The organism is Microbacterium sp. MRS-1 (assembly GCF_000585455.1).
GTDB lineage: Bacteria > Actinomycetota > Actinomycetes > Actinomycetales > Microbacteriaceae > Microbacterium > Microbacterium laevaniformans.
Map to the genome: position 1 here is coordinate 1 of NZ_JAUF01000019.1, position 11758 is coordinate 11758.

10 protein-coding genes are annotated in these 11758 nt (G+C 69.3%); 4 read left to right on the forward strand and 6 right to left on the reverse strand.

What is annotated here, in order from left to right:
- On the forward strand, window positions 1–1013 hold a 1013-nt coding region (locus tag AS96_RS05315), incomplete at its 5' end, for a polyprenyl synthetase family protein (RefSeq protein WP_036286487.1).
- 12 nt (window positions 1014–1025) lie between these two features.
- Here AS96_RS05315 and AS96_RS05320 read toward each other — a convergent pair.
- Window positions 1026–1373, reverse strand: coding sequence for an Rv2175c family DNA-binding protein (locus AS96_RS05320; RefSeq protein ID WP_005049107.1), 348 nt, complete (start codon window positions 1371–1373; stop codon window positions 1026–1028).
- Between the two features lie 166 nt (window positions 1374–1539).
- Between AS96_RS05320 and AS96_RS05325 the strand changes: the two genes are divergently transcribed.
- Window positions 1540–2553, forward strand: coding sequence for a LysM peptidoglycan-binding domain-containing protein (locus AS96_RS05325; RefSeq protein WP_036286490.1), 1014 nt, complete (start codon window positions 1540–1542; stop codon window positions 2551–2553).
- Between the two features lie 90 nt (window positions 2554–2643).
- Window positions 2644–4569 (forward strand): Stk1 family PASTA domain-containing Ser/Thr kinase, encoded by a 1926-nt coding sequence (gene pknB / locus AS96_RS05330; RefSeq protein ID WP_036286493.1) that lies wholly within the window; start codon window positions 2644–2646, stop codon window positions 4567–4569.
- Between the two features lie 29 nt (window positions 4570–4598).
- On the opposite strand, the gene AS96_RS05335 is transcribed toward pknB, so the two are convergent.
- The 3 genes from AS96_RS05335 to AS96_RS05345 form a co-directional block, all read right to left on the reverse strand.
- Entirely contained in the window at window positions 4599–5936 is a 1338-nt protein-coding gene (locus tag AS96_RS05335; RefSeq protein ID WP_036286495.1) for a class II 3-deoxy-7-phosphoheptulonate synthase, read from the reverse strand.
- A 51-nt stretch (window positions 5937–5987) separates the two neighbouring features.
- Window positions 5988–6671 (reverse strand): lysophospholipid acyltransferase family protein, encoded by a 684-nt coding sequence (locus tag AS96_RS05340; RefSeq protein WP_005049096.1) that lies wholly within the window; start codon window positions 6669–6671, stop codon window positions 5988–5990.
- Between the two features lie 66 nt (window positions 6672–6737).
- Entirely contained in the window at window positions 6738–7676 is a 939-nt protein-coding gene (locus tag AS96_RS05345; RefSeq protein WP_036286497.1) for an ROK family glucokinase, read from the reverse strand.
- A 191-nt stretch (window positions 7677–7867) separates the two neighbouring features.
- Here AS96_RS05345 and AS96_RS05350 point away from each other — a divergent pair, with 191 nt between their 5' ends.
- Window positions 7868–9703: an AMP-dependent synthetase/ligase gene (locus tag AS96_RS05350; RefSeq protein WP_036286499.1), complete on the forward strand. Its 1836-nt coding sequence runs from the start codon at window positions 7868–7870 to the stop codon at window positions 9701–9703.
- Window positions 9704–9763: 60 nt separating this feature from the next.
- Here AS96_RS05350 and AS96_RS05355 read toward each other — a convergent pair whose 3' ends face one another.
- The gene (locus AS96_RS05355; protein ID WP_036286501.1) at window positions 9764–10255 is read right to left on the reverse strand and encodes a peptide deformylase; all 492 of its coding nucleotides are present in this window, start codon (window positions 10253–10255) and stop codon (window positions 9764–9766) included.
- Window positions 10255–11730 carry a MinD/ParA family ATP-binding protein gene (locus AS96_RS05360; RefSeq protein WP_197017262.1) on the reverse strand — a complete coding sequence of 492 codons (1476 nt, stop codon included), beginning with the start codon at window positions 11728–11730 and terminating at the stop codon, window positions 10255–10257. The genes AS96_RS05355 and AS96_RS05360 overlap by 1 nt, the downstream gene beginning before the upstream one ends.
- Between the last annotated feature and the right edge of the window lie 28 nt (window positions 11731–11758).

Sequence of the window (11758 nt, forward strand, 5' to 3'; positions counted from 1 at the left end):
GGGCCGCCGCCGGCCCGGAGGCGCAGGTGTTCCTGGATGCCGCGACCCACACCCTGTCCGGCGGAAAACGACTGCGGGCACGCTTCTGCGTCACAGGCTGGCGCGCGGTCGCGAACGCCGGCGGGGACGCGAAGGAGATCCCGGACGCCGTGCTCGATGCCGCCGCCGCGCTCGAGGTGTTCCACGCCGCCGCGCTCGTGCACGACGACATCATCGACAACTCAGACACCCGGCGCGGACAACCCGCCGCGCACCGTGCGCTGGAGGCGGCGCACGCGGAGTCCGGTTGGGCGGGCGACGGCTCGGCGTTCGGGCGGTCCGCCGCGATCCTGCTCGGCGACCTCCTCGTCGCCTGGAGCGACGATCTGCTCGAGCAGGGACTCGCGCACGCGTCACACGCGGCATCCGCGCGGGAGGTCTACGCGCTCATGCGCCGTGAGGTCACCGTCGGGCAGTTCTTGGACATCGCCGAGGAGGCGGCGTTCACGACGGCTCCCGACGAGGAACATGCCGAGCGCGCCCTCCGCGTCGCCTCGCTGAAGTCCGCGCGCTACAGCATCCAGCATCCCCTCCTCCTGGGCGCGGCGCTCGCCGGCGCCGACGCCGCCCAGTCGGCGGCTCTGGCCGCCTTCGGACACCCGCTGGGACTCGCGTTCCAGCTACGCGACGATGTGCTCGGCGTGTTCGGCGACAGTGCTGTCACCGGGAAGCCGTCGGGTGACGATCTGCGTGAGGGCAAGCGCACGCTCCTCGTCGCCTACACCCGAGAGGGACTGACCGGCGACGCGCGTGCCGCGCTCGACAAACTCATCGGCGACTCCGCACTCACGGCGGAGCAGATCGCTCAGATCCAGGAGACCATCGTCGCCACCGATGCGCTGCAGCGGGTCGAATCCGCGATCAGCGCTTACGCCGCCGAAGCGGAGCGGGCGCTGCACGATGCCCGACTGTCTCCGTCAGCGGTGGACGAGCTGCGCGAACTCGCGGAGGCATCGATCAGCCGCACGGCGTGAGACGCGTCAGCGTCAAGCGAGCGTCTGCGCGACGCGGCGGACCTCGCTCTTGCGCCCCTGCCGGAGTGCCGAGATCGGCGCCTGGCCGATGGAGTCCTCCTCGCTCAGCAGCCAGTCGATGGCCTCGTCGTCGGTGAACCCGGCATCCTGCAGCACGATGATCGTGCCGCGCAGCGACGAGAGCGGGTGCCCGTCGACGATGAAGATCTCCGGCACCGCGAACGCGCCGCCGCGGCGCGAGCCGATCAGGTGCTTGTCGTCGAGCAGTCGACGCACGCGGCCGAGCGGTTCGTCGAGAACCTCGACCAGGTCGGGGAGAGTGAGCCAGCGGGTGGACGCGGGGACGATGTCGTCGGTCACCCTTCCACTATCGCATCTCGCGAGCGCACCATTGGTGCGTTCATCGCCATCGACACGATTCTCACTTCTGTCACAGCAGTCACTTCTTATAGCACCCGTTGACATGAATTTACTTCCATGACACGGTGGCGACGGTACGAATCGGGTGCGCAGAAGGAGAAGAACGTTGTCACGACTCGACCCCCGCCCGGGCACCGCGCGCGTCGCCACGACCGGCGTGATCGGCACGATCGGCACACTGGCGTTGACGCTGAGCGTCTCCCCCGCCTCGGCGGCGACAGCCGATCCGCGCCCGACGACCCGCGATCAGACGCGCATCGACGCGCCGACGCCCCTCACTACCGCCCGGCAGGCGGCCGCACCGGCTACCTACACCGTGGAGAGCGGCGAAACGCTGTGGGATATCTCCCGACGGGTCGGAATCGAGCTGTCCGCCCTGCGGGCGGCGAACGGCCTCGAGGCCAGCACGCTGATCCACCCCGGTCAGGTGCTGGTTCTTCCCGGCGGCGGCGCGCGCACCGCAGAGTCTTCCGCGCCGGCGGCGACCGCGGCCTTCACGCCGGCGGCATACGGAGTGAGCGCGGGCGACACCCTCTGGGCCATCGCCGACGCGCACGGCGTGAGCCTCGACGCGCTCCTGCAGGCCAACGGGCTGGGACGGGACGCCATCATCTACCCCGGACAGACGCTCACGATCCCCGGCGCGGATGCCGTGCTCCGAGCGACCCCCGCCGCGGTCGAGACGCCCGTGCCCACGGCGGCGCCGGCCACCGATCTCGATGCGGAGCAGATCGAGAACGCGCGGACGATCATCCGGGTCGGGCGCGAACTGGGCGTCCCCGACCGCGGCATCGCGATCGCTCTGGCCACGGCGATGGTCGAGTCGTGGATCCGCAACGTCGACTGGGGCGACCGTGACTCGCTGGGGCTCTTCCAGCAGCGACCCAGCACCGGATGGGGAAGTCCCGACCAGGTGCGCGACCCCGTGCTCTCGACCACCGCGTTCTTCGAAGGGGTTTCGGGCCCCGACGGTCTCATCACACGCGGACTGCTGGATGTGCCCGGGTGGGAGTCGATGGACTTCGGCGCCGCCGCCCAGGCCGTGCAGGTCTCGGCGTATCCGGAGCGCTACGGGCCGTGGGAGCAGACCGCCTACGCGTGGCTCGCGGCACTCGGCTGAGCGCCCGCGCGCCGCGGCTTTGCCTGCGCACATGCCGTGAGGGGTGAGCCGCTCCCGGACCGGAGCGTTCCGGCTCCCTAGAATCACAGGGTGAGCACGAGCCAGCAGACCGACCCGCTGATCGGCCGTCTGGTCGACGGACGGTACCGCGTCCGGGCTCGCATCGCTCGCGGGGGGATGGCGACGGTGTACGTCGCGACTGATCTGCGCCTCGAGCGCCGCGTCGCCCTGAAGGTGATGCACAGCCATCTCTCCGATGACACGGTCTTCCAGAGCCGTTTCATCCAGGAGGCGCGGGCGGCGGCCCGTCTCGCCGATCCCCATGTGGTCAACGTCTTCGACCAGGGCCAGGACGGCGAGATGGCGTACCTGGTGATGGAGTACCTTCCCGGCATCACCATGCGCGAGCTGTTGCGAGAGCAGAAGCGCCTCAGCATCCCTCAGACGATCACGATCATGGATGCCGTCCTGTCCGGCCTCGCGGTCGCGCACCGCGCGGGCATCGTCCACCGCGACGTGAAGCCCGAGAACGTCCTGCTCGCCGAGGACGGGCGGATCAAGATCGGCGACTTCGGCCTCGCGCGCGCGACCAATGCGAACACGGCCACCGGACAGATGCTCCTGGGAACGATCGCCTACCTCGCGCCCGAGCTCGTCACCCGCGGAACCGCCGACGCCCGCAGTGACATCTACGCCCTCGGCATCATGCTCTACGAGATGCTCGTCGGCGAGCAGCCCTATAAGGGCGAGCAGCCGATGCAGATCGCCTATCAGCACGCGACCGACTCCGTCCCGCGCCCGAGCGCGCGCAACCCCGGCGTCCCGGAGCAGTTCGACGAACTCGTGATGTGGGCGACCGAGCGCAATCCCGACGAACGTCCGGTCGACGCGCGCGCGATGCTCGACCGCCTGCGCGAGATCGAGAAGGAACTCGGCGTCTACCCTCACGTGGTCCGAACGCCGACCGCCGGCGTGGTCGCGGTCGATGACGGAGTCGACTCGGGCGAGCTCACCAAGGTGATGCCGGGGACCTTCACGGCCCCGACGGTCACCGAGACGGTGGACAACTCCACGCGACTGCGACTGCGCAGCCGCCGCCGAGCGCGACGCGGCGGATGGCTGGTCGTGCTCGTGCTGCTGCTCGCCGTGCTCGCGGGCGGCACGGGTTGGTGGTTCGGATCCGGACCCGGTTCGCAGGTCGGCGTTCCCGACGTGGCGGGGAGCACTCTGGACGCCGCGACGGCCACCCTCGCTGCTGAGGGGCTGACCGCAACGCCGGCGCAGGATCACAGCCGCGACGTGCCCGTCGATCTCGTCATCCGCACCGACCCCGGCGCCGGCTCCCGCGTCGACAAGAACAGCGCCGTGATCGTCGTGGTCTCGCTGGGCCCGGCATCCCACGACATCCCCGCCCTGGCGGGACAGAGCGTGGATGCGGCCACCGCCGCGCTCGGCACCTTCTACATCACCCCGTCGGGAGATCCGACCCAGATCTTCACCGATTCCGCCGCAGGCACCGTGGTGAGCGCATCGATCACCCCGCCCGGCGGCGGCGCCGCGGTGGACTGCTCGAAGGGCTGCACGGCACTGGAGGGCTCGAGCGTCGCTTTCGAGACCTCTGCGGGGCCGGTGCCCGACGTCTCGGGCCAAACGGTCGACGCCGCCACGTCGGCGCTGAAGGCCGTGGGGCTGGGCGCGACGACGACGCAGGCCTACGACGACGAGGTCGCCGAGGGCCGTGTGATCCGGATCGCGGACAAGGACGGCGGCGCGCCGTTCCGACCGGGCGACACCGTCACCCTGGTCGTCTCGAAGGGACCGCAGCCGATCGCCGTCCCCGACGTCACCGGCAAGACGGTCGCGCAGGCCATGGACCAGCTGAAGCAGGCGGGATTCGAACCGGGCACCGCCCTCCCCGAGATCGTCTGGGGAATCTTTACCGTGTCGAGCACGAGCCCCGCCGCCGGCACCATGCAGCTCCCCGGGACCAAGATCACGGTCCGCTCCACCGGCTGAGCCGGACGCGCACGCCGCGCGGGCGCGGATCAGCGCTTCTCGAGCTCCTCGGCGACGAGGAAGGCGAGCTCGAGGCTCTGCATGTGGTTCAGGCGCGGGTCGCACAGGCTCTCGTAGCGCGTCGCGAGAGTGGCCTCGTCGATGTGCTCCGACCCGCCGAGGCACTCGGTGACGTCGTCACCCGTGAGCTCGACGTGGATGCCGCCCGGGAACGTTCCGACCGCACGGTGTGCCTCAAAGAAGCCGCGCACCTCGTCGACGACATCGTCGAAGCGACGCGTCTTGTAGCCGGTCGGGGTCGTGATGCCGTTGCCGTGCATGGGGTCGGTGACCCACAGCGGTGTCGCACCGGAATCGCGGACGGCCTCGAGCAGCGGCGGAAGGGCATCGCGGATCTTGCCGGCACCCATGCGCGTGATGAAGGTCAGCCGGCCCGGCTCGCGCTCGGGATCGAGCTTGTCGATGAGCTCGAGCGCCGTCTGCGGTGACGTCGACGGGCCGAGCTTCACGCCGATGGGGTTGCGGATCTTCGAGAAGTAGTCGACGTGGGCGCCGTCCAGCTCGCGCGTGCGCTCACCGATCCACAGGAAGTGCGCCGAGGTGTTGTACGGCGTGCTGGTGCGCGAGTCGATGCGGGTCATGGGGCGCTCGTAGTCCATCAGCAGACCCTCGTGCCCCGTGTAGAACTCGACGCGGCGCAGCTCGTCGAAGTCGGCGCCCGCCGCCTCCATGAACTTGATCGCTCGGTCGATCTCGGTTGCGAGACGCTCGTACTGCTGGTTGGCCGGGTTCTGCGCGAAGCCCTTGTTCCAGCTGTGCACCTCACGAAGGTCGGCGAATCCGCCCTGCGTGAACGCGCGGATGAGGTTGATGGTCGATGCCGCCGTGTGGTACCCCTTCAGCAGGCGCTGCGGGTCTGCGGTGCGGGAGGCTTCGGTGAAGTCGTAGCCGTTCACGATGTCGCCCCGGTACGCGGGCAGGGTGACGTCGCCACGGGTCTCCGTGTCGCTCGAGCGGGGCTTGGCGAACTGGCCGGCCATCCGCCCCATCTTCACGACGGGCATCGAGGCACCGTAGGTCAGAACGACGGCCATCTGCAGCACCGTCTTGATGCGGTTGCGGATCTGCTCCGCGGTCGCGCCGGCGAAGGTCTCGGCGCAGTCACCGCCCTGCAGAAGGAACGCCTGGCCGGATGCCGCGCGCGCGAGGCGGTCGCGGAGGTTGTCGACCTCGCCGGCGAAGACCAGCGGCGGCAGTGTGGCCAGCTCCGCCGACACCGCGGCGACGGCATCCAGGTCGGTCCAAGAGGGCTGCTGCTTGATCGGGAGCGTGCGCCAGTGATCGAGATCGGCGTGCAGGGTGGGCATCCGCTCAGTCTAGTGGCGACCCGGACGGCGCGGATGCCGCATGACGACGGCTCACGCGCGCGCTGCGCGCTCCTTCACCGTGGACGCGTAGACGTCGTCGTACTGCTGCTCCCCCAGCCGCTGCAGCGCCACCATGATCTCATCGGTGACGGAGCGCAGGACGTACCGATCGGATTCCATGCCCTGGAATCGTGAGAAGTCGAGCGGTTCTCCGATCACCATGCCCACCCGGCCGACGCGCGGGATGGTGCGGCCGATCGGCATGACGGCGTCGGTGTCGACCATGACGACGGGGATGACCGGCACCCGTGCTTCCAGCGCCATGCGCGCGAGCCCGGTGCGTCCGCGGTAGAGCTTGCCGTCCGGGCTGCGGGTGCCCTCCGGGTAGATGCCCAGCAGGTCGCCCCGACCGAGCACCTGCAGTCCGGTGTTCAGCGATGCCTCCGACGCCTTGCCTCCGGTGCGATCGACGGGAATCTGGCCCGTCGCCTTCATGAACATCCGCGTCGCCCAGCCTTTGAGTCCCGTGCCGGTGAAGTAGTCGCTCTTGGCGAGGAAGCTCATCGGCCGGTCGATCATGAGGGGCAGGAAGATCGAATCGCTGACGGAGAGATGGTTGCTCGCGAGGATGGCGGCTCCCGACGACGGGACGTTCGTCCGCCCGACGATCCACGGTCGGAAGATCGCTTTGACGATCGGCCCGATCACGATGTACTTCATGACCCAGTAGAACATCAGGCGGGACTCACCTCTCTGTGACGTCTGTCCGTGTCCACGATGCGACGAGGATATCCCGACGGCTCACTGGCTGCGCAGCCCGGCGAGATCGGCGACGCCCACCATCCCCGCATCGTTGCCGAGTGTCGCCGTGACGAAGCGCGCGGTCGGTCGATTGCCGAAGCCGGGCAGAGAGGTCTCGTACGCCAGCCGCGTGGGCTCCAGCAGAACCTCGCCGAGGTCGGCGACGCCGCCGCCGATGACGTAGAGGTCGGGGTCGAGAACCGCCTGAAAGGCTCCGCAGGCCTCTCCGAGCGCGGTGGCCACGCGGCGCACGGCCTCGACGGCACCAGCGTCGTCCTCGGCGAGGAGGCGCGCCAGGTCGGGCCCGTGGACGATGCCGTCCGCATCGCGGTGCGCGGCCAGACGCTCGCCGATGCCCCCGGCCTCGGCGATGTCACCCAGCTCGCGCTGCAGGGCGCGCCCCGACGCGTACTGCTCGAGACAGCCGTTCTGTCCGCAGCCGCACGGGCGACCACCGCGGACGAACCGCAGGTGACCGAGCTCCGCCGCGCTGCCGTTGGCACCGATGAGGAGACGTCCGTCGTTGATGACGGCGCCGCCCACGCCCGTGCCGAGGGTCACCATCACCATGTCGGTGGATCCCTGACCCGCTCCGAAGCGATACTCGCCCCACCCCGCGGCGTTCGCGTCGTTCTCCAGCGTGACGGGACGGCCGATGCGTGCTTCGAACTGCGCACGCAACGGCTCGTCGTGCCAGTCGATGTTGGGCGAGAGCAGCATCACCGACCGACTGCGGTCGATGTAGCCCGCCGCAGCGACACCGACCGCCGCGACCTCGTGACGCGAGGCCAGCTCGTGCACCATCGCGGCGACGGCGTCGGCGAGCTCGCCGGTGTCCACCGGCGTGGCGACGCGGGCGCGCTCGATGATCGCACCCGTGTCGTCGACGACACCTCCGGCGATCTTCGTCCCCCCGATGTCGATGCCGACGTTGAGCACGGCGCTCCCTTCCGGCCGGCCCGGGCGGCACGGCATCCGAGAGTCTAGTGTGGACAGGACAGACCCACGGTCGGGGCAGGCCGTGCTTTTCGGGCGACGCTGTCTTCTGTGGGACTGAGTTCCACCAGGAGTTAGACTCGATTCCAGCCGTCGATCGCCGACGCCACCCGGTACCGAAGGAGTTGCCGCCCATGAGCGCCGTACAGTTCGAAGTTCCCGCCGTCGTTCCCGCCGAACCGCAGGCCAACATCGCCGATCTGCTCGTCGAACGCGTCAAGGCGACACCGTCCCTGGCCCTGTTCGCCGTCCCCGATGGTGACGGCTGGCGAGACATCACCGCCGCCGAGTTCGAACGAGAGGTGATCGCGCTCGCGAAGGGCTTCGCCGCCGCTGGCATCGCCCCGGGCGACAAGGTGGGCTTCATCGCCCGCACCACGTATGAGTGGACGCTCGTGGACTTCGCCCTCTTCTTCGCCGGCGCCGTCATGGTGCCCATCTACGAGACGAGCTCGGCGGCGCAGATCAGCTGGATCCTGTCCGACTCGGGCGCCGTCGCGGTGCTCGGCGAATCGGCCGAGCACGCGGCCCGCATCGCGGAGATCCGTTCCGAGGTGCCGCTCGTCCGCGACGTCTGGTCGATGGAGGCCGGCGACCTCGACACGCTCCGCGCGGGCGGCGGCACCGTCGAAGATGCCGAGATCGAGCGTCGTCGCCGCATCGCCGTCGGCTCGGACATCGCCACGCTCATCTACACCTCGGGATCCACGGGACGCCCCAAGGGCTGTGTCCTGACCCACAGCAACTTCGTCGAACTCTCTCGCAACGCCGCCAAGGCGTTGGCCGAGGTCATGAACACCCCTGGCGGCGCATCGACACTGCTGTTCATCACGACCGCGCACGTCTTCGCCCGCTTCATCTCGATCCTCGACGTGCACGCCGGCGTGAAGACCGGGCATCAGCCCGACACCAAGCAGCTGCTGCCGGCCCTCGGCTCCTTCAAGCCCACCTTCCTGCTGGCCGTACCCCGCGTGTTCGAGAAGGTCTACAACTCGGCGGAGCAGAAGGCGGAGGCCGGCGGCAAGGGAAAGATCTTCCGCGCCGCGGCCCACACGGCGATCGAGCACTCCCGACTGCTCCAGGAAGGCAAGAAGATCCCGCTGGGCACGAAGGTGAAGTTCGCCCTGTTCGACAAGCTCGTCTACGGCAAGCTCCGCGAAGCCATGGGTGGACGCGTCACCCATGCCGTCTCGGGGTCCGCTCCCCTGGGCCCCCGTCTCGGCCACTTCTTCCACAGCCTCGGCGTGACCATCCTCGAAGGCTACGGACTCACCGAGACGACGGCGCCGGCCACCGTCAACCTCGCGACGAAGTCCAAGATCGGCACGGTGGGGCCGGTGCTCCCCGGCGTCGGCGTGCGTCTGGCCGACGACGGCGAGGTCGAGGTGCGGGGCGTCAACGTCTTCAAGGAGTACTGGCGCAACCCCGATGCCACGGCCGCCGCGTTCGACGACGGCTGGTTCAAGACCGGTGACATCGGCGCGTTCGACACCGACGGCTTCCTCACGATCACCGGACGCAAGAAGGAGATCATCGTCACCGCCGGCGGCAAGAACGTCGCTCCCGCGGCACTGGAGGACCCGATTCGAGCGAACCCGATCGTCGGTCAGGTGGTCGTCGTGGGCGACCAGAAGCCGTTCATCTCGGCGCTGATCACCCTCGACCCCGAGATGCTCCCCGCCTGGCTCGCGAACAACGGCCTCCCGGCGGACATGTCCCTCTCGGATGCCGCGAAGAACCCGCAGGTGCGGGCCGAGGTGCAGCGTGCGGTGGACATCGCGAACAAGAACGTTTCGCGCGCCGAGTCCATCCGCAAGTTCACGATCCTCGACAGCGAATGGACCGAGGCGAGCGGACATCTCACGCCCAAGATGAGCATCAAGCGCAATGTCATCCTGAACGACTTCGCGAACGAGATCGAGGAGATCTACACCGTGCCGGTGACGACGACCAACGTGTCGCTGGGCTGATCTCGAGATGCGACGACGGGGCGGCCCGGATGGACCGCCCCGTCGTCGCATCTCCCGAGGTCAGAACCAGGAGGACTCGCGGATGCGACGCATCGCGATCTTGCGCTCATCGGGGCTGAGCCGCGAGATGTAGAGCATGCCGTCGAGGTGGTCGGTCTCATGCTGCAGCGCCTGCGCCATGAGTCCCTCCCCCTCGAGCACGAGTTCGTCGCCGTCGAGATCGATGCCGACCACGCGAGCCCAGGGATAGCGCAGGGTCTCGTGCCAGAGATCGGGCACCGACAGGCATCCCTCACCGACCAGCGCCGGCTCACCCGACACCTCGGTCAGCACCGGGTTCAACACGTACCCGATGTCTCCGTCGATGTTGTAGCTGAAGGCGCGGAGACCGACACCGATCTGCGGCGCCGCCACTCCCGCACGGCCGGGCAATTCGACCGTGTCGAGCAGGTCCTGCACGAGCGACCGGATGCCGTCGTCGATCACGTCGATGGACGCGCTGGGAGCGCGCAGGACGGGGTCTCCGAACAGGCGGATCGGGCGGACGGCCATCAGGCGGCGACCCGCTGACGCAGGCTTTCGACGACGATGGCGGCCAGCTCGCGCGCAGCCTCACGCGTCTCGGGCTGCAAGTCACGGAAGACGATCGCGCTGCCCGATGCGATGTGCGCGTCGTAGGGCACGCGGACCACGTGCCCGACCCGTGTCTGGAAGTGGGACTGGAGCTCACCCGCCCGCACGAGTGCAGCGCCTGGACGTGCCGTGTTCAGCACGACCACGGCGGAGCGCACGAGATCGGCGTAGCCGTTGCTCTCCAGCCAGGTCAACGTCTCCGAGGCCAGTCTCGCCTCGTCCACGCTCAGACCGGCAACGACGATCAGCTGGTCGGCACGCTCGAGGGTCGCCCCCATGACGGAATGGACGATGCCGGTGCCGGTGTCGGTGAGCACGAGCGAATAGAAGTGTGCGGCGACATCGGCGACCGCGTCGTAGTCGCTGTCGTTGAAGGCCTCGGACACATGCGGATCGGTGTCGGAAGCGATGATGTCGAGCCGAGTGTGATCGCGGGCGACGATCTCGGAGATGTCGTTGAACCCCTGGACGTCGGCGTGGGCTCGCACCAGATCGCGAACCGTCTTGCCGCTCGAGCGCCCGATGCGCTCGGCGAGGGTGCCGCGGTCGGGGTTCGCGTCGACGGCGATCACCCGGTCCTCACGGGCATCGGCGAGCGCCATGCCCAGCAGGGTCGTGATCGTGGTCTTTCCGACGCCGCCCTTTCGTGAGAGCACGGGGACGAACTTCGCGCCGCCGTGCAGCGGGGCCGCAATGCGCCGGTCGAGAGCCTTGCGCGCACGCGCGCGCTTGCTGTCGCCGAGGTTGATCCGACGTCCCGACAGCGTGTAGACGAGGTGCTGCCACGCGCCGTCGGGCTCCGGGCGCACCGCGTGGGCGGGATCCAGCAGCCGATCCGGCGTCAGCAGGTCGGAGCTCTCCCGCCCCGCCTCGAAGTCGCCCAGTCGGCGCGACTGCAGGGTGATCTCGGATGTGCGCGGCCGCAGGCGCTCGTGCTGAGCGGCATCCGCGGTCGCAAGGGAAGCCGACGTGAGCGCGATCGTTGCCGCATCGGGCGCCGACGCATCAACCGCCTCCTCGACCTCCTCGACGTCCTCGGCGACTGCCGATGCGGCGACGGTGTCCACCTCCTCGACGACACCCTCATGGATCTCGACCTCGTCGTCGAGCACGACGTCGTCGTCGAAGTCGTCATCGTCGACCGCTACGGGCAAGGCGACGTCGATCTGCGCGGTGGCTCCCTCGACGATGCCGATCCCGGTCGTCTCGGCGCCGGTCACGCTCTCCAGCACGCCGTTGTCGGCGTCCTCGCTCGCATTCTCGTTGCGGTCAGGCACGGCTACACACTCCAGTTCCGGGCCGGCGCCGTCGGGCTCCGGCCGATTCGGGTCGTCCTCGGGACGGCGCAGCCGCGGCGTCACCGCCGGGCCGCGGGGCGGGGTCCCGACCCCCATGGCTCGCGGGACGACTCACGCCCCCGCT

Excerpts from the sequence above, each read along its gene's own strand:
- AS96_RS05335 (WP_036286495.1), bottom strand. The coding sequence starts at position 5,936 with ATGCCCACCCTGCACGCCGATCTCGATCACTGGCGCACGCTCCCGATC.
- AS96_RS05340 (WP_005049096.1), bottom strand. The coding sequence starts at position 6,671 with ATGTTCTACTGGGTCATGAAGTACATCGTGATCGGGCCGATCGTCAAA.
- AS96_RS05350 (WP_036286499.1), top strand. The coding sequence starts at position 7,868 with ATGAGCGCCGTACAGTTCGAAGTTCCCGCCGTCGTTCCCGCCGAACCG.
- AS96_RS05355 (WP_036286501.1), bottom strand. The coding sequence starts at position 10,255 with ATGGCCGTCCGCCCGATCCGCCTGTTCGGAGACCCCGTCCTGCGCGCT.
- AS96_RS05360 (WP_197017262.1), bottom strand. The coding sequence starts at position 11,730 with ATGGGGGTCGGGACCCCGCCCCGCGGCCCGGCGGTGACGCCGCGGCTG.